Origin of the sequence: Streptomyces sp. NBC_00726 (assembly GCF_045161735.1) — a bacterium.
In the GTDB taxonomy this organism is placed as follows: Bacteria; Actinomycetota; Actinomycetes; order Streptomycetales; family Streptomycetaceae; genus Streptomyces.
In genome coordinates this window covers 2,291,402-2,309,764 of record NZ_CP108983.1, presented here as the reverse complement: position 1 = coordinate 2,309,764, position 18,363 = coordinate 2,291,402, and the positions used below count along the sequence as shown (strand labels likewise).

The window sequence follows — 18,363 nt, the reverse complement described above, 5'->3', positions numbered from 1 at the left end:
GCACTCTAGGGGGCGGCACTGACACCGCCCGCCGGGACGTAGGCGGCGGTGCCCGGCAGACCCAGGTCCGCAGGGAGCAGCGCGCCTGTCCACGCATCGCGGCGTACGCCCTTGTTGAGCAGCCCCGAGCGCTGTTCGCCCTCCATCCGGAAGCCCGCGCGCAGCGCGACGGCCCGCGACGGGAGGTTGCCGGTCTCGGCCTTCCACTCCAGCCGGTCGCAGCCGAGCGCGGTGAAGGACCAGCGGGCGGCGCACAGCACGGCCTCGGCCGTGTAGCCGCGGCCGCGCTGCTCCCTCGCGGTCCAGAAGCCGACCTCGTACAGACCGGGGCCGGTGCGGCGGTTGATGCCGAGCGCGCCTGCCAGGGGTCCGCCCGCGCGGGGCACCACGGCGAAGTTGTACATCGAGCCGTCCCGCCAGCCCTCGGGCGAGAGGCGTTCCGTGAAGAACTCCGCGTCGGCGCGCGCGTACGGCGAGGGGACGACCGTCCAGCGCTGGATGTCCGGGTCCTGGCACGCCTCGTACACCGCGTCGGTGTCGTCGGGGGTGAAGGGGCGCAGCAGCAGGCGGTCGGTGGTGAGGGTGATCGGTTCCAGGGGCTCCATGAAGGGATTCTGGTGAGATGCCGGTGAGGGCGCGAGTACTTTTCGTGATTCCCCGGCACCTTCGGTGCCCTTCGTCCGTTGACTCTGAAGGGCACCGCGGGGAGAACGCGGTGGCAGCCCTCCCGGCGCGGCGGGGTCCTCGCTTACGATGACCGTTGCGGTGGGGCCCACCTGCCGTGCCCGTGCCAGAGTCCATCACACGACCCGTGCCCAGGCCCGACCGGCAAGGAGACCAGCCTCAGTGTCCGTCTTCAACAAGCTCATGCGTGCAGGCGAAGGCAAGATCCTGCGCAAACTGCACCGCATCGCGGACCAGGTCAGCTCCATCGAAGAGGACTTCGTCAACCTCTCCGACGCCGAGCTGCGGGCGCTCACCGACGAGTACAAGGAACGGTACGCGGACGGCGAGAGCCTGGACGACCTGCTTCCCGAGGCGTTCGCCACCGTCCGCGAGGCGGCCAAGCGCGTCCTCGGCCAGCGCCACTACGACGTCCAGATCATGGGCGGCGCCGCGCTGCACCTCGGCTATGTCGCCGAGATGAAGACCGGTGAGGGCAAGACCCTCGTCGGCACGCTGCCCGCGTATCTGAACGCCCTGTCCGGCGACGGCGTCCACCTGATCACGGTGAACGACTACCTGGCCTCGCGTGACTCCGAGATGATGGGCCGGGTCCACAAGTTCCTCGGCCTCGACGTCGGCTGCATCATCGCGAACATGACTCCGGCCGAGCGCCGCGAGCAGTACGGCCGGGACATCACGTACGGCACGAACAACGAGTTCGGGTTCGACTACCTCCGCGACAACATGGCGTGGTCGAAGGACGAGCTGGTCCAGCGCGGCCACAACTTCGCGATCGTGGACGAGGTCGACTCGATCCTGGTGGACGAGGCCCGTACGCCGCTGATCATCTCCGGTCCCGCCGACCAGGCCACCAAGTGGTACGGCGACTTCGCCAAGCTGGTCACCCGCCTCACCAAGGGCGAGGCGGGCAACCCGCTCAAGGGCATCGAGGAGACCGGCGACTACGAGGTCGACGAGAAGAAGCGGACCGTGGCGATCCACGAGTCCGGCGTCTCCAAGGTCGAGGACTGGCTCGGCATCGAGAATCTGTACGAGTCGGTGAACACCCCCCTCGTCGGGTACCTCAACAACGCCATCAAGGCCAAGGAACTCTTCAAGAAGGACAAGGACTACGTCGTCATCGACGGCGAAGTCATGATCGTTGACGAGCACACCGGCCGTATCCTCGCCGGCCGCCGCTACAACGAGGGCATGCACCAGGCGATCGAGGCGAAGGAAGGGGTGGACATCAAGGACGAGAACCAGACGCTCGCCACGATCACCCTTCAGAACTTCTTCCGCCTCTACAACAAGCTCTCCGGCATGACCGGTACGGCGATGACCGAGGCCGCCGAGTTCCACCAGATCTACAAGCTCGGCGTGGTGCCGATCCCGACGAACCGGCCGATGCAGCGTGTCGACCAGTCGGACCTGATCTACCGCACCGAGGTCGCGAAGTTCGCCGCCGTCGTGGACGACATCGCCGAGAAGCACGAGAAGGGGCAGCCGATCCTCGTCGGCACCACCTCCGTCGAGAAGTCCGAGTACCTCTCGCAGCAGCTCTCCAAGCGCGGTGTCCAGCACGAGGTCCTCAACGCCAAGCAGCACGACCGGGAGGCGACGATCGTCGCCCAGGCCGGCCGCAAGGGCGCGGTGACCGTCGCGACGAACATGGCCGGACGAGGCACCGACATCAAGCTCGGCGGCAATCCGGACGACCTCGCCGAGGCGGAGCTGCGGCAGCGTGGGCTCGACCCCGTCGACCATGTCGAGGAGTGGGCGGCCGCGCTGCCCGCCGCGCTGGAGAAGGCCGAGGAGTCGGTGCGGGCGGAGTTCGAGGAGGTCAAGGACCTCGGCGGGCTGTATGTGCTGGGCACCGAGCGGCATGAGTCGCGTCGTATCGACAACCAGCTGCGCGGTCGTTCCGGCCGTCAGGGCGACCCGGGCGAGTCCCGCTTCTACCTGTCGCTCGGCGACGACCTGATGCGGCTGTTCAAGGCGCAGATGGTCGAGCGCGTCATGTCGATGGCCAATGTGCCGGACGATGTGCCGATCGAGAACAAGATGGTGACGCGGGCCATCGCGTCCGCGCAGTCGCAGGTCGAGCAGCAGAACTTCGAGACGCGTAAGAACGTCCTGAAGTACGACGAGGTGCTCAACCGGCAGCGTGAGGTCATCTACGGTGAGCGGCGCCGGGTCCTGGAGGGTGAGGACCTCCAGGAGCAGATCCGCCACTTCATGGACGACACGATCGACGACTACATCCGCCAGGAGACGGCGGAGGGCTTCGCCGAGGAGTGGGACCTGGACCGGCTGTGGGGCGCGTTCAAGCAGCTCTACCCGGTGAAGGTCACCGTCGCCGAGCTGGAGGAGACCGCGGGGGATCTGGCCGGGGTCACGGCGGAGTTCATCGCCGAGTCGGTCAAGGAAGACATCCACGAGCAGTACGACGAGCGCGAGAAGACGCTCGGCTCCGAGATCATGCGGGAGCTGGAGCGGCGTGTGGTGCTGTCCGTCCTGGACCGCAAGTGGCGTGAGCACCTCTACGAGATGGACTACCTCCAGGAGGGCATCGGCCTGCGGGCCATGGCCCAGAAGGACCCGCTGGTCGAGTACCAGCGGGAGGGCTTCGACATGTTCAACGCCATGATGGAGGGCATCAAGGAGGAGTCCGTCGGCTACCTGTTCAACCTGGAGGTCCAGGTCGAGCAGCAGGTCGAGGAGGTGCCGGTGGAGGACGCGGCGACCTCGCTGTCCAAGGAGGACGCGGTGCCGGCCTCGCGGCCGGAGATCCGGGCGAAGGGGCTGGATGCTCCGCAGCGGCCGGATCGGCTGCACTTCTCCGCTCCCACGGTTGACGGGGAGGGCGGGGTTGTCGAGGGCGACTTCGCGAGTGGGGACGGTGCGGGGGTTGGTGCCGGGGCGGAGTCGGATGGGCTTACTCGGGCGGAGCGGCGTAAGGCGCAGAAGTCTTCTGGGGGGCGGCGGCGTAAGAAGTAGCTTGCGCTGACGTTGTGGGTTGTGGCTGGGCCGGGCACCGGGTGGTGCCCGGCCCGGTTGCGTTTGGGTGCGGGTGCGGGTGCGGGTGCGGGTGCGGGTGCGGGTGCGTTGCGCCTGCGGCGGGCCTGTTCCCCACCCCGCCCCTTCCCGAAACCGGGGCGCTGCCCCGGGCCCCGCGCCTCAAACGCCGGCGAGGCTGGGTTGCGCGTCGGGGCTCGATTCCGAGTGGGGTGGGGGAGGGAGTACGAGGGTGTGTGGCCTTGTACGCCCTCTGGGCTCCCCCGCCCGACCCTTCTGGAGCCCCTGGGGCTCCCTCGGGAGCTCCCCAGAGCTTCCCGGGGCCTCCCTCGGGGGCTCCCCAGCGCTCCGGGGGAGCCCTCGGGCTCTCCAAGTGCTCCCGGGCTCCCCACAGGCCCTCCAACGTGCTCCCGGGCTCCCCACAGGCTCTCCGGGGGCTCCCGGGCTCCCCACAGGCTCTCCGAGGGCTCCAGGGGCTCCTCTGGAGGCCCCCAAGGTTCCCTTCGGGGCTCCAGGGGCGTACACCCCCGGAGCGCCTCTCGGCGGCCCCCTGGGCCGCCAGGCTTTGCGCCTCACCGTGTTCGCATCGGTGTGTTGCCCAGTTCCACCGCCGCGCAGCGCCAGCGGAGGTCCGGGCCCTGTTCCAGGCGGAAGGCCATGGCTCGGACTTCCTCGCCCGCGGCGATGCTGGCGCAGGCTTCTACTACGCCGGGGGCCGGCTGGGCGCCCCGGCACATGCGGATGACCGGGCGGGTGCCTCGGGTGCGCAGGGGTGTCGTGGGGGCCAGTTCGGCCAGTTGGTCGTAGGCGTCGCCGATCGTGTGGCCCAGCATCCAGTGGACCGGGCGCTGGCCGCTCAGGACCGCCAGCAGGCGTTCCGCGAACCAGTGATGGGGGCGCATGCGCCTCGGGACGCGGTGGCGCTGGGCGGGTACGGCTTCGGGCCTGCGGGTGTCCTGGCGGCCTGCGGGTCGGGTCCTGTTCGTGGTCATCTGTCGCCCCCGTGCTCCAGAGGCCCGGATTTACCGGGCGGTAACTTCTGTTGGTGATCTTCTACGGGGGAGTCGGATTTGTCGCAAGTGTCGGCGGGGGTGAGGTGGGTGCGGCGGGATTCACCTGTCTGGGTGGCCGGCGGGTGGTGGGGCGGGCCGGGGGGCGGGGCGGGCAGGGTGAGTGGGTGGCGTGAGGTGGACGGAGGCCGGGGGTTACGCGTAACCCCAAAGGGGGACGTCGCACGTATCCTGAGGGCGTCTCCGACTACGAAAGCGGCCGAGCCATGCGTGTGTACGTACCCCTGACCCTCGCCGGGCTCGCCGCCGCGCACCGGGCCGGTGAGCTGGGGCCCGGTCCGCTCACCGCCTACGCCGTCACCCCGGCGCTGCGCGAGTGGTACGTCTCCGACGACATCGAGGAGCTGGAGTACGCGGCGCTCAACCGGGCCGCCTCCGCCTCGCTGCGCCTGATCGCCGGGGACCCGCAGGCCGCCCGGCGCCGTGTCGTCGTCGCCGTCGACGTGCCGGACGGGGCCGCCGTCGCCGACCCGGACCACATCCTGGACGCCTCCTCGCTCGGCGAGGTCACGATCGCCTCCGCCGTGCCGCTGGCCAAGGCCGCCGCGGTGCACGTCGACTCCGACGACGCGGACGAGGACGTCACGGCCGCCGCGGCCGCGCTCGGGGCGGCGGACCTCGGGGACGACGACGCGCAGTTCACCGTCGACGGTGCCGAGGACCATGAGCTGCTGTGGTTCGGAGTGCAGGAGATCCCCGGTCTGATCGGGTAGGCGAGGGCGTTGTCAGTGGGGGCGAGTACCGTTTCCGGCATGGGGATCGCACCGGGGGAACACCACCGCACGCATCTGGTCTGGGACTGGAACGGCACGCTGCTCGACGACAACGCCGCCGTCGTCGGCGCGACCAACGCCGCGTTCGGCGAGGTCGGCCTGGCGCCGATCACCGTGGAGCAGTACCGGGAGATGTACTGCATCCCGATACCCCGGTTCTACGAACGGCTGATGGGGCGGCTCCCCACCGACGCCGAGTGGGAGCGGATGGACGGGGTCTTCCACCGCCACTACACCCAGCAGCGCGACGCCTGCGGGCTGACCGCCGGGGCCGCCGAGCTGCTGGCCGGCTGGCAGCTGACCGGGCGCAGCCAGTCGATCATGAGCATGTACCGGCACGAGGAGCTCGTCCCCGTCGTACGCGGATTCGGCATCGAGGACCGCTTCGTACGCGTGGACGGGCGCACGGGTCCGTCCGGCGGCAGCAAGTCGGAGTACATGCGCCGGCATCTCGCGGCCATGGCGGGGATATCCCCGCAGCGCACGGTCGTCATAGGCGACGCGGTGGACGACGCCGTGGCCGCCGCGCACGCCGGTGCCAAAGCCGTCCTCTACACGGGTGGCTCGCACAGCCGTGCCAGCCTGGAGAGGGCCGGCGTCCCCGTCGTGGACACGCTGCCCGAGGCGATTGCTCTCGCCGAGCGGCTGACCCGATAGCGGGTCGCCCGTGCCGGGCGGCCGACCCGGTGACCGGTCCTGCCTCGCCGGACCGCTGCCCGGTGGCCCGTCGTGCTCGCCGGGCCGCCGACCGAGGCCATCGCTCTCGCGGAGCGGCTGACCCTGGTGGTCGGTCGCGCCCTGCCGGGCCGTCGCCCCGGGAGTCGGTCGCGCTTGTCGGCGGCTGGCCGGTAGCCGGTCGCTCTCGCCGAGCTGCTGCCCCCGGTGGCCGTTCGTGCTCGCTGGGCCGCCGACCTGGCAGCCGGTCGTGCTCGCCGGGCACCTGCCCGGTGGCCGGGCGCCCTTGCCGGGGCGCCGCCCCGTACACCCGGACGCCCCCCGCCAGGTCCTGCTCCCGTACCCGGACGCGCGCAAGCATCCCCGCCGGCGTCCGCTGGCCGGAGTGTCTAATTTGGGGGGCTTCTTTTGTACGTATTCGGATCGTGACCGTCACCGGTGTGGGCGAGATAGCCTGGTGCCGTGATCAGCGCGATATGCCTCGGGGGCAGTGAAGCCCCCGGTCCGCGCCCGGAGCGCCACCGCGCCCGGGCTGCCTCGGCTGATCCCTTCCGCCCGGACCGGCCGCTGGAAACGGCCGATACGGTCCCGGCGGTCTCTCATCGCGGCATAGCGTCGACCCCGACCGGAAACCCCGCGTCGTGGCGTTACGCCGACCTTTTCACCTACGTCACGCAACGGCGCGCGACAGGAGCCAGAGGACATGCAGACCAAGCTGGACGAAGCCAAGGCCGAGCTGCTCGCACGGGCCGCCAAGGTAGCTGACAACAGCCCGGGCGGTGGTGTCGGCGGGCCGGGCGGTGCCCCCCGGGTGCACGTCGCGGCCGCCGGGGCCGACGGCTCGGGGGCCGGGCAGGAGCACTCCCGTCAGGACGTCCTGCTCTCCTACCTCCAGCGCTACTACCTGCACACCGCGCCCGAGGACATCGTGGGCCGGGACCCGATCGACGTGTTCGGTGCCGCCTCCTCGCACTACCGGCTGGCCGAGGAGCGCCCCCAGGGCAAGGCGAACGTCCGGGTGCACACCCCGACCGTCGAGGAGAACGGCTGGACGTGCAGCCACTCCGTGGTCGAGGTCGTCACCGACGACATGCCGTTCCTGGTCGACTCCGTCACCAACGAGCTCTCCCGCCAGGGCCGCGGCATCCACGTCGTGATCCACCCGCAGGTCGTCGTCCGCCGCGACGTGACCGGCAAGCTGGTCGAGATCCTGACCGACGGCACCCGCCGGGACGGCGGCAAGGGACCCAAGGACGCCAAGGCGGGCCTGCCGCACGACGCGCTGGTCGAGTCCTGGATCCACGTCGAGATCGACCGCGAGACCGACCGCGCGGACCTCAAGCAGATCCAGCTGGACCTGCTGCGCGTCCTGTCCGACGTACGGGAGACCGTCGAGGACTGGGAGAAGATGCGGAGCGCGGCGCTCCGGATCGCCGACGACCTGCCCGGCGAGCCGCTGGACGACCTCGCCGACGACGAGGTCAACGAGGCCAGGGAGCTGCTGCGCTGGCTCGCCGCCGACCACTTCACCTTCCTCGGCTACCGCGAGTACGAGCTGCGGGACACCGACTCGCTGGCCGCCGTCCCCGGCACCGGCCTCGGCATCCTGCGCTCCGACCCGCACCACACCGAGGACGAGGCGCACCCCGTGAGCCCGTCCTTCGACCGGCTGCCCGCCGACGCCCGGGCCAAGGCCCGCGAGCACAAGCTCCTCGTCCTGACCAAGGCCAACAGCCGGGCGACCGTGCACCGCCCCAGCTACCTCGACTACGTCGGCGTGAAGAAGTTCGACGCCGAGGGCAACGTCATCGGTGAGCGCCGCTTCCTCGGCCTCTTCTCGTCCGCCGCCTACACCGAGTCCGTGCGCCGGGTCCCCGTCATCCGCCGCAAGGTCGCCGAGGTGCTGGAGGGCGCCGGGTTCACCCCCAACAGCCACGACGGCCGCGACCTGCTCCAGATCCTGGAGACGTACCCGCGCGACGAGCTGTTCCAGACCCCCGTCGACCAGCTGCGCTCGGTCGTCACCTCGGTGCTCTACCTCCAGGAGCGGCGCCGGCTGCGCCTCTACCTGCGCCAGGACGAGTACGGCCGCTACTACTCCGCGATCGTCTACCTGCCGCGCGACCGCTACACCACGGGTGTGCGGCTGCGGCTGATCGACATCCTCAAGGAGGAGCTGAACGGCACCAGCGTCGACTTCACGGCCTGGAACACCGAATCGATCCTCTCCCGGCTCCACTTCGTCGTCCGTGTCGCGCCCGGCAGCGAGCTGCCCAGCCTCACCGACGCCGAGACCGACCGCATCGAGGCCCGTCTCGTCGAGGCCGCCCGTTCCTGGGCCGACGGCTTCCAGGAGGCGCTGAACGCCGAGTGCGGCGAGGAGCGCGCCGCCGAACTGCTCCGTCAGTACGGGCACTCCTTCCCCGAGGGCTACAAGGCCGACCACTCGGCGCGCGCCGCCGTCGCCGACCTCGTCCACCTCGACGCGCTCAAGGAGAACGAGCGGAACTTCTCGCTCAGCCTCTACGAGCCGGTCGGCGCCGCCCCCGGCGAGCGCCGCTTCAAGATCTACCGCACCGGTGAGCAGGTCTCGCTGTCCGCCGTGCTGCCCGCCCTCCAGCGGCTCGGCGTCGAGGTCGTGGACGAGCGCCCGTACGAGCTGCGCTGCGCCGACCGTACGCACGCCTGGATCTACGACTTCGGGCTGCGGATGCCGCAGGCGAGCGCCAACGGCGGCTATCTGGCCGACGGGGCGCGCGAGCGGTTCCAGGACGCCTTCGCCGCAGTGTGGACCGGCGAGGCGGAGAACGACGGCTTCAACGCGCTGGTGCTCAGCGCCGGGCTCGACTGGCGCCAGGCCATGGTGCTGCGCGCCTACGCGAAGTACCTGCGCCAGGCCGGGTCCACGTTCAGCCAGGACTACATGGAGTCCACCCTCCAGAACAACGTCCACACCACCCGGCTGCTCGTCTCGCTCTTCGAGGCCCGGATGTCGCCGGGCCGTCAGAGCGCGGGCACGGAGCTGACCGACGGGCTCCTCGAAGAGCTCGACGGGGCCCTCGACCAGGTCGCCTCGCTCGACGAGGACCGCATCCTGCGCTCCTTCCTCACCGTCATCAAGGCCACCCTGCGCACCAACTTCTTCCAGCACGCGGACGACGGCGAGCCGCACGCGTACGTCTCGATGAAGTTCGACCCGCAGTCCATCCCGGACCTGCCCGCGCCCCGCCCGGCGTTCGAGATCTGGGTCTACTCGCCGCGCGTCGAGGGCGTCCACCTGCGCTTCGGCAAGGTCGCCCGCGGCGGCCTGCGCTGGTCGGACCGGCGCGAGGACTTCCGTACGGAGATCCTGGGCCTGGTCAAGGCGCAGATGGTGAAGAACACCGTCATCGTGCCGGTCGGCGCGAAGGGCGGCTTCGTCGCCAAGCAGCTGCCCGACCCGTCCGTGGACCGGGACGCCTGGATGGCCGAGGGCATCGCCGCGTACCGCACCTTCATCTCGGCGCTCCTCGACATCACCGACAACATGGTGGCCGGCGAGGTCGTGCCGCCCAAGGACGTCGTCCGGCACGACGAGGACGACACCTATCTGGTCGTCGCCGCCGACAAGGGCACCGCGAAGTTCTCCGACATCGCCAACGAGGTCGCCGTCGCGTACGGCTTCTGGCTCGGGGACGCGTTCGCCTCCGGCGGTTCGGCCGGTTACGACCACAAGGGCATGGGCATCACCGCCCGGGGCGCCTGGGAGTCCGTGAAGCGGCACTTCCGCGAGCTCGGCCACGACACCCAGACCGAGGACTTCACGGTCGTCGGCGTCGGTGACATGTCCGGCGACGTGTTCGGCAACGGCATGCTGCTCTCCGAGCACATCCGGCTGATCGCCGCCTTCGATCACCGGCACATCTTCATCGACCCGCACCCGGACGCCGCCACCTCCTACGCCGAGCGGCGCCGCCTCTTCGACCTGCCGCGCAGCTCCTGGGCCGACTACGACAAGGACCTGATCTCCGCGGGCGGCGGCGTCCACCCGCGCAGCGCCAAGTCCATCCCGGTCAACGCCCACATCCGCGAGGCGCTGGGCATCGAGGCCGGGGTCACCAAGATGACGCCCGCCGAGCTGATGCAGGCCGTCCTCAAGGCCCCCGTCGACCTCGTCTGGAACGGCGGCATCGGCACGTACATCAAGTCCACCGCCGAGTCGAACGCGGACGTCGGCGACAAGGGCAACGACGCGATCCGCGTCAACGGCGCCGATCTGCGCGCCAAGGTCGTCGGCGAGGGCGGCAACCTCGGCGCCACCCAGCTCGGCCGCATCGAGTTCGCCCGGGACGGCGGCCGGATCAACACCGACGCGATCGACAACAGCGCCGGGGTGGACACCTCCGACCACGAGGTCAACATCAAGATCCTGCTCAACGGGCTGGTGCGGGACGGCGACATGACCGTCAAGCAGCGCAACAAGCTGCTCGCCGAGATGACCGACGAGATCGGGCACCTGGTGCTGCGCAACAACTACGCGCAGAACACGGCCCTGGCCAACTCGGTCGCGCAGGCGCCCTCCCTGCTCCACGCCCAGCAGCGCTTCATGCGGCGGCTCGGGCGCGACGGCCACCTGGACCGGGCGCTGGAATTCCTCCCCAGCGACCGGCAGATCCGCGAACTGCTGAACGCCGGCAAGGGGCTCACCCAGCCCGAGCTGGCCGTGCTGCTCGCCTACACCAAGATCACGGCGGCCCAGGAGCTGATCGGGACCAGCCTGCCGGACGACCCGCACCTCCAGAAGCTGCTGCACGCCTACTTCCCGGAGCAGCTGCGCACCCGCTACCCCGAGGCGGTCGACGGGCACGCCCTGCGGCGCGAGATCATCACCACGGTGCTGGTCAACGACACGGTCAACAGCGGTGGCTCGACCTTCCTGCACCGGCTGCGGGAGGAGACCGGGGCCTCCATCGAGGAGATCGTGCGCGCGCAGTTCGCGGCCCGCGAGATCTTCGGGCTCGGTGAGGTCTGGGACGCGGTGGAAGCCCTCGACAACAAGGTCGCCGCCGATATCCAGACCCGGATCCGGCTGCACTCGCGGCGGCTGGTCGAGCGCGGCTCGCGCTGGCTGCTGGGCAACCGGCCGCAGCCGCTGGAGATCTCCGAGACGGTGGACTTCTTCCGGGACGGCGTCGAGCAGGTCTGGGCGGCGCTGCCGAAGATGCTGAAGGGCGCCGACCAGGAGTGGTACCAGGGCATCCTGGACGAGCTGACCGGTGCGGGCGTCCCGGACGAGCTGGCGCAGCGCGTCGCCGGCTTCTCCTCCGCCTTCCCCGCGCTCGACATCGTGGCCATCGCGGACCGTACGGGCAAGGAGCCGCTGGCCGTCGCCGAGGTGTACTACGACCTCGCGGACCGGCTGGGGATCACCCAGCTGATGGACCGGATCATCGAGCTGCCGCGGGCGGACCGGTGGCAGTCGATGGCGCGGGCGTCCATCCGCGAGGACCTGTACGCGGCGCATGCGGCGCTGACGGCCGATGTGCTGGCCGTCGGCGGCGGGGCGTCCACGCCGCAGGAGCGGTTCGAGGCGTGGGAGGAGAAGAACGCGGCGATTCTGGCCCGGTCGCGGTCGACGCTGGAGGAGATCCAGGGGTCGGACGCGTTCGACCTGGCGAATCTGTCGGTGGCCATGCGGACGATGCGGACGCTGCTTCGTACGCACGCCTAGGCTGCGCCGGGGGTGGGCGGCCGCGAACCAGCGGCCGCCCACCCTCAGCGGCCGCCCACCCCCGGTGGGCTAGCGCTTCTTCGTGAAGCGTTCGTACTCCGCCATGACGTCCTTCGCCGGGCCGTCCATGCGGAGGGTGCCGGACTCCAGCCACAGGGCCCGGTCGCAGGTCTCGGTGATCGACTTGTTGTTGTGACTCACGAGGAACACCGTGCCCGCCTGTTCGCGCAGTTCGAGGATGCGGGCCTTGCTGCGCTGCTGGAAGCGGGCGTCGCCGGTGGACAGGGCCTCGTCGATCAGCAGGACGTCGTGGTTCTTGGCGGCCGCGATCGAGAAGCGGAGGCGGGCGCCCATGCCGGAGGAGTACGTGCGCATCGGCAGGGTGATGAAGTCGCCCTTCTCGTTGATGCCGGAGAACTCCACGATCTCCTCGTAGCGCTCCCGGATCTCCGCCCGCGTCATGCCCATCGCGAGGCCGCCGAGCACCACGTTGCGCTCGCCGGTCAGGTCGCTCATCAGTGCGGCGTTGACGCCGAGCAGCGAGGGCTGGCCATGGGTGTGGACGCGGCCCTTCGCGACGGGGAGCAGGCCCGCGACGGCCTTCAGCAGGGTCGATTTGCCCGAGCCGTTGGAGCCGATCAGCCCGATCGCCTCTCCCTTGTACGCGGCGAAGCTGACGCCCTTGACGGCGTGCACCTCGCGCACGCCCGGGGCCTGCCGGCGTGAGGCGATCCGGCTCAGCGCGGCGGTGGCGCTGCCCCGGCCGGTGCGGGCGCCGTTGACCTTGTACGTGATGTGGACGTCGTCCACGACGACGGTCGGCACCGCCGCGTCCGTGTGCTCAGCCACGCCCGTAACTCTCCTCGGCCTTCCAGAAGTAGACGAACCCGCCCGCGCCGCACACCAGCGCCCAGCCGGCCGCGACCGCCCAGACGTGCGGGGGCAGCTGGTGTGCGCCGAAGCTGTCGATGAACGCGAAGCGCACCAGATCGATGAAGACGGCCGCCGGATTCAGTTCGAGGGCGAGCCTCACCCACTCCGGCACCCGGCCGCCGCTCAGCATCGTGCTCATGCTCCACATCACGCCCGACGCGTACATCCAGGTGCGCAGCACGAACGGGGTGAGCTGGGTGATGTCCGGGGTGCGCGCGGCGAGCCGGGCCATGACCATCGAGAGGCCGGTGTTGAACACGGCCTGGAGGGCCAGCGCGGGGACGGCGAGCAGCCAGGACGGCTGCGGGTACTGCCCGAAGGCCAGCAGGATCAGGACCAGCGCGCCCAGTGAGAACAGCAGCTGCTGGAGCTGTTGCAGGGCGAGCGCGATCGGCAGCGAGGCGCGCGGGAAGTGCAGCGCCCGTACGAGGCCGATGTTGCCGCTGATCGCACGGGTGCCGGCGGTGATCGAGGAGCTGGTGAAGGTCCAGATGAAGACGCCCGTGACCAGGAACGGCACGTAGTCCGGCACGCCGTGCTTCGTCTTCATCAGGATGCCGAAGATGAAGTAGTAGACCGTCGCGTTGAGGAGCGGGGTCATGATCTGCCAGACCTGGCCCAGCTTCGCCTGGCTGTACTGGGCGGTGAGCCTGGCCGTGGCGAAGGCCGTGATGAAGTGGCGCCGCCCCCACAGCTGCGACACGTACGCGCGCAGCGAGGGGCGCGCGCCGCTCACGGTCAGCCCGTGGCGCTCGGCGAGCGCGGCGAGCTCGCCGGAGCCGTACACGGGCGGGGAGAGCGGTGGCGGGCTGTCCACCGGGGCCGGGGCTGTTGTCTGGCTCACCACGATCGCTTTCGACGGGAGGCGGGCAGGCGGGGGCACGGCGCACCGGCACGGCGTCCGGGCGACGGCGTACCGGCCGGCGTACCGGCACGGCGTACGGGCGGAAAGAGACGCACCCGGCGACGGGACGGGACCGTATCGTCGCAACGCCGAGGGTAGGACGTACCCACGTCGGAACGCAACCGTTTCGTCGTCGCGGACTATGATTCGGCCATGACCACCGACCCCGGAAGCCGCCGCCGAGCCCCGGCGGGAGCCGCCGTCCTGCGCGAGGACGTGACCGACGCCATCCGCAGCGCGGTGTTCGCCGAGCTCGCCGCGGTCGGGTTCGCCCGGATGTCCATCGAGGGCATCGCCCGCCGGGCCGGCGTAGGCAAGACCGCCGTCTACCGGCGCTGGAAGTCCAAGCTGCACCTGGTCCTCGACCTGGTCTCGGCCGTCGCCGCGCAGGGCATGCCCGCCCCCGCCACCGGCTCGCTGTACGGGGATGTGCGCGCGGTCCTCGAACTGGCCGCGTACGCCCTGCGCCACCCGCTGGCCTCCCAGGTCATCCCGGACCTGCTGGTCGAGGCGGCCAGGAACCCGGAGATCGCCGACGCCATCAAGGCCGCCCTGCTCGACCCGCAGCAGGGCATGGCCGCCGTGGTCGTCCGGAACGCCGTCGCACGCGGCGAGCTGCCGCCCGGCAGCGACCCCGGCCGCGCCCTCGACCTGATCGTCGGCCCGCTCTACTGGCGGCTCGCGGTGGTCCGGGGCGAGCTGCCCCGGGGGTATCTGGACGACCTCGCGATCTCGGCGGTGGCGGCGCTCACACAGGGCGCGGACCCTGCCTGATGGCCGCTCGCGGGGGTGTGCCAGCGTGCTTGTAGGGGTCACCCTTCGATCGGTTAATCTGGTGGGCGGGCCGCCCACCGGGCCTTCCGGGGTGTGGGCGCGGGGCGAGCACGGTGCAGGCGTAGTCACTCGTTCGGGACCGTAACCGGTGACCCGCGACCGCCTTCGCGGTTGAGCCCCATGGATAGCCAGGCCCTTGATGAACGGACGTGCTCAACATGCCGCCACGGCTCAGTGTCGTTGTCCCCGTCTACAACGTGGAGCTCTTCCTGACGGACTGTCTGAAGTCCCTCGCGGAGCAGACCATGACCGACCTTGAGGTGGTGATGGTCGACGACGGGTCCACCGACGGCAGTGCCGCTCTGGCCGAGGAGTTCGCCGCGGGCGACGACCGCTTCAAGCTGGTCCGGCAGAAGAACGGGGGACTGGGGCACGCCCGTAACACCGGCTTCCGCAACTGCGACCCGGAGAGCCGCTACCTGGCCTTCTGCGACAGCGACGACATCATCCCGCCGAACGCCTACGAGCTGCTGGTCGAGTCGCTGGAGGAGACCGGCTCGGACCTGGCGTCCGGCAACGTCCTGCGGCTGCGCGCCGGCGGCAAGCTGGTGCAGTCGCCGATGTTCCGCAAGCCGATGGCCACCACCCGTCAGCGCACCCACGTCTCGCGCGACCTGGACCTCCTCGGCGACCGCATCGCCTGCAACAAGGTCTTCCGCCGCTCCTTCTGGGACAAGCACGAGTTCGCCTTCCCGGTCGGCGCGCTGTACGAGGACATCCCCGTCGTACTGCCCGCCCACTTCCTGGCCGGCTCCGTCGACATCGTCAAGGACCCCGTCTACTACTGGCGCGACCGCCCCGGCTCCATCACCACCAGCCGGGCCGTCGTCCGCGGCATCCACGACCGCGTCGCCCACGTCCAGGGCGTCTCCGACTTCCTGGTGGAGAACCGCACCCCCGCCGACAAGAACCACTACGAGGCGCACGCGCTGGCCAACGACCTCTGGTACTTCATGGAGGTCCTGCCGGACGGTGACCAGGAGTACCGGGACGCGTTCCTCACGTACACCAACAAGTTCATCGACCAGGTCGACCCCTCGGTGCTCGACGGGCTGCCGCTGCGCCTGCGCGTGATGTGGTACCTGGTGCGCGAGCACCGCATGGACGAGCTGCTGGCGCTGCTCCTCCAGGAGAAGCGGGAGCCCGGTGCGTTCGAGGTCAGCGGCATGCGCAAGCGCGTGGCCCACTACCCCGTGCTCAGCCGGCCGCTGCCCGCCCCCGTGGCCCGCGTAGGCGACCGCGATCTGCCGCTCGCCGCCCGGCTGCGCGACGCCCAGTGGCGCGACGGCAAGCTGCACCTCAGCGGCTACGCGTACATCCGGAACCTGCCCGTCAGCTCCGGGGCCAGTGAGTTCCGGATCGGCTGGCTGCGGGCCGGCCGGCGCCATGTCGTCCCGCTCCGGCTGCGCCGCACCGACGAGCCCGAGGCCACCGCCCGCTCCCGGCAGAGCCTGCACGACTACCACCGGGCCGGCTTCGAGACCTCCGTCGACGCCGCCAAGCTCCGCGTCCAGGGCGACAGCGGCCCCAAGCAGCTCACCTTCCAGTTCCAGGTCGGCATCGCCCGCGGCGGCCTGCTGCGCCGCTCCTTTCCCTCGGTCCGCGAGGCGTCCGTCGCCCCGCCCGTCCACCGCCCCGACGGAGACCACCGCATCGCCGCCGCCTTCGAGGGCGACAAACTGGTGCTGCACTCCGAGCGCGTCGACGCCCGCTTCGAGACCCACGGCCCGGGCGAGCGGCCCGGCACCGCCAAGGTCTCCGGCGTGGTCCGCGCCCGCCTCGTCAAGGACGAGCTGACCCTGGTCCTGACACACGGCACCACCAAGACCACCGTCGAGGTCCCCGTCACCGTGGGCACCGGCGCCGGTGCCGGCTGGAACCGCTTCACCGCCGAGCTGCCGCTCACCGCGGTCGAGGAGAACCGCCCCACCGACGAGGACGCCCCGAAGAGCGTCACATACAGCCTCCATCTCGTCGGTACGGGCCTGAAGGCGTCGCTCGACGCCCCCGGCTCGGTCCACCCCGGCCGCTACCCGCTCGCCGACGGGCCGGACGGCGTCCGCCGCGAGCTGGCCCTCACCGTCAGCGCGCGCGGCAATCTGGTCATCGCCGACCGCCCCGTGCAGCCCGCCGTCGAGCTGGCCAGCTGGACGGACGACGGCCGGCTCTTCCTGGAGGGCACCTTCCCGGAGGACCCGGAGCACCCGGTCGAGCTGATCGCGCAGAACAGCGCCCACCGCGAGGAGCAGGTCTTCCCGGTCGAGTTCACCGGACCCGGGAGCGCCCGCCGCTTCCGCGCCGAGCTGCGGCCGGACGCGGTGGAGGGGCCGGGCGGCGCCGTGCCGCTCGGCGAGGGCAACTGGTACTTCTTCTTCCGGGACAGGGGCGCCGCCGACGAGAGCGGCGACCGCGCGCTGCGGCTCCCCGCCTCCGCCTTCCACACCCTGCCCGCCACCCGCACGCTCGGCGGCCGCGACTACACCCTGGAGCGCCGCTTCGGCGACCAGCTCCTCGTCGTCTCCGGCTCCGTGCTCAGCGCCGCCGAGCGAGGCCCGCGCGCCAAGCGCCTGCTGAGCGAGGCGTACGCGGCACAGCGCTCCGAGCCGCTGCGCGCGGCCGCGCTCTACAGCACCTTCGACGGCCGCCAGTACTCGGACTCGCCGCGCGCGGTGTACGAGGAGCTGGTGCGCCGGGGCACCGAGGTGGAGCACATCTGGGTCGTCCGCGACCAGCAGGCGATCGTCCCCGAGGGCACCACCGCCGTCGAGCACGGCTCGGTCGCCTGGCACGAGGCGCTGGCCCGCAGCCGTTACATCATCACCAACACCCAGCTGCCCGAGTGGTTCGTGCGCCGCGAGGACCAGACCGTCGTCCAGACCTGGCACGGCACCCCGCTCAAGCGCATCGGCCTCGAACTCGCGGGCACCGCCCAGGCGAACGCCGGATACATCGCGACCCTCGCCGAGCGGGCCGCGCAGTGGAACTTCCTGGTCTCGCCGAACACGTTCTCCACGCCCGTCCTGCGCCGCTCGTTCGGCTTCGAGGGCGAGGTGCTGGAGTGCGGCTACCCGCGCAACGACATCTTCCACGCCGCGGACCGCGCCAAGGTCGCCACCGCGGTACGGGAGAAGCTGGGCATCCCGGCCGGCAAGCGCGTCGTCCTGTACGCACCGACCTGGCGCGAGGACCAGCGCCTCGGCGCCGGGCGCTACTCGCTCGGCCTCCAGCTCGACCTGGCCGCCGCCGAACGCGAACTCGGCGAGGACACCGTGCTCCTGGTGCGCCGCCACTACATGGTCACCGACCGGCTCCCGGACAGCGGCACGGGCTTCGTCAAGGACGTCTCGCGCTACCCGGACGTCGGCGAACTCATGCTCATCAGCGACGCCCTGGTCACCGACTACTCCTCGCTGATGTTCGACTTCGCCCAGACCGGGCGGCCGATGCTCTTCCACACGTACGACCTGGAGCACTACCGCGACACGCTGCGCGGGTTCAGCTTCGACTTCGAGAAGCGGGCGCCCGGACCCCTGATCCCGGGCTCCGACGACCTGATCGCCGCGCTGAAGGACCCCGAGCGGGCCATCGCCGGACACGCCAAGGCGTACGAGCGGTTCCGGCACGACTTCTGCGACCTGGACGACGGCCGGGCCACCGCCCGGGTGGTCGACCGCATGCTGTAGCCGCCACTGCTGAGCCCCGATGCCCGGCCGGTCCGCACCGGCCGGGCATCGGCGTTCGCCGGGCCGGTGTTTACGCCACGGTGACGATTCGCTGCGT

Annotated in this window: 10 protein-coding genes; 6 read left to right on the top strand and 4 right to left on the bottom strand. The window is 70.9% G+C overall.

What is annotated here, in order from left to right; translation table 11 throughout:
• Nucleotides 1–5 precede the first annotated feature (5 nt).
• Nucleotides 6–596: a GNAT family N-acetyltransferase gene (locus OG338_RS10160; RefSeq protein ID WP_405940376.1), complete on the bottom strand. Its 591-nt coding sequence runs from the start codon at nt 594–596 to the stop codon at nt 6–8.
• Between the two features lie 250 nt (nt 597–846).
• On the opposite strand from OG338_RS10160, the gene secA reads away from it, so the two are divergent.
• On the top strand, nt 847–3,666 hold the full coding sequence (secA, locus tag OG338_RS10155; protein WP_405937004.1) for a preprotein translocase subunit SecA: 2,820 nt from the start codon (nt 847–849) through the stop codon (nt 3,664–3,666).
• Between the two features lie 590 nt (nt 3,667–4,256).
• On the opposite strand, the gene OG338_RS10150 is transcribed toward secA, so the two are convergent.
• Nucleotides 4,257–4,676, bottom strand: coding sequence for an Rv3235 family protein (locus tag OG338_RS10150; protein ID WP_403988490.1), 420 nt, complete (start codon nt 4,674–4,676; stop codon nt 4,257–4,259).
• A gap of 284 nt (nt 4,677–4,960) precedes the next feature.
• Between OG338_RS10150 and OG338_RS10145 the strand changes: the two genes are divergently transcribed.
• The 3 genes from OG338_RS10145 to OG338_RS10135 all read left to right on the top strand — a co-directional run bounded on the left by OG338_RS10145 (nt 4,961) and on the right by OG338_RS10135 (nt 11,912).
• Nucleotides 4,961–5,467, top strand: a complete 507-nt coding sequence (locus OG338_RS10145; protein ID WP_405937003.1) for a DUF6912 family protein — start codon at nt 4,961–4,963, stop codon at nt 5,465–5,467.
• A gap of 39 nt (nt 5,468–5,506) precedes the next feature.
• Nucleotides 5,507–6,184 carry an HAD family hydrolase gene (locus tag OG338_RS10140; protein WP_405937002.1) on the top strand — a complete coding sequence of 226 codons (678 nt, stop codon included), beginning with the start codon at nt 5,507–5,509 and terminating at the stop codon, nt 6,182–6,184.
• A 721-nt stretch (nt 6,185–6,905) separates the two neighbouring features.
• The gene (locus OG338_RS10135) at nt 6,906–11,912 is read left to right on the top strand and encodes an NAD-glutamate dehydrogenase (RefSeq protein ID WP_405937001.1); all 5,007 of its coding nucleotides are present in this window, start codon (nt 6,906–6,908) and stop codon (nt 11,910–11,912) included.
• A gap of 69 nt (nt 11,913–11,981) precedes the next feature.
• On the opposite strand, the gene OG338_RS10130 is transcribed toward OG338_RS10135, so the two are convergent.
• Nucleotides 11,982–12,761 (bottom strand): ABC transporter ATP-binding protein, encoded by a 780-nt coding sequence (locus OG338_RS10130; protein WP_405937000.1) that lies wholly within the window; start codon nt 12,759–12,761, stop codon nt 11,982–11,984.
• The gene (locus OG338_RS10125; protein ID WP_405936999.1) at nt 12,754–13,692 is read right to left on the bottom strand and encodes an ABC transporter permease; all 939 of its coding nucleotides are present in this window, start codon (nt 13,690–13,692) and stop codon (nt 12,754–12,756) included. Before OG338_RS10125 ends, OG338_RS10130 begins: the two co-directional genes overlap by 8 nt.
• A gap of 210 nt (nt 13,693–13,902) precedes the next feature.
• Between OG338_RS10125 and OG338_RS10120 the strand changes: the two genes are divergently transcribed.
• Both OG338_RS10120 and OG338_RS10115 read left to right on the top strand, forming a co-directional pair.
• Nucleotides 13,903–14,523 (top strand): TetR/AcrR family transcriptional regulator, encoded by a 621-nt coding sequence (locus tag OG338_RS10120; protein ID WP_405936998.1) that lies wholly within the window; start codon nt 13,903–13,905, stop codon nt 14,521–14,523.
• Between the two features lie 218 nt (nt 14,524–14,741).
• A complete protein-coding gene (locus OG338_RS10115; RefSeq protein ID WP_405936997.1) occupies nt 14,742–18,266 on the top strand; it encodes a CDP-glycerol glycerophosphotransferase family protein in 3,525 nt (1,174 codons plus the stop codon).
• Nucleotides 18,267–18,363: the final 97 nt, after the last annotated feature.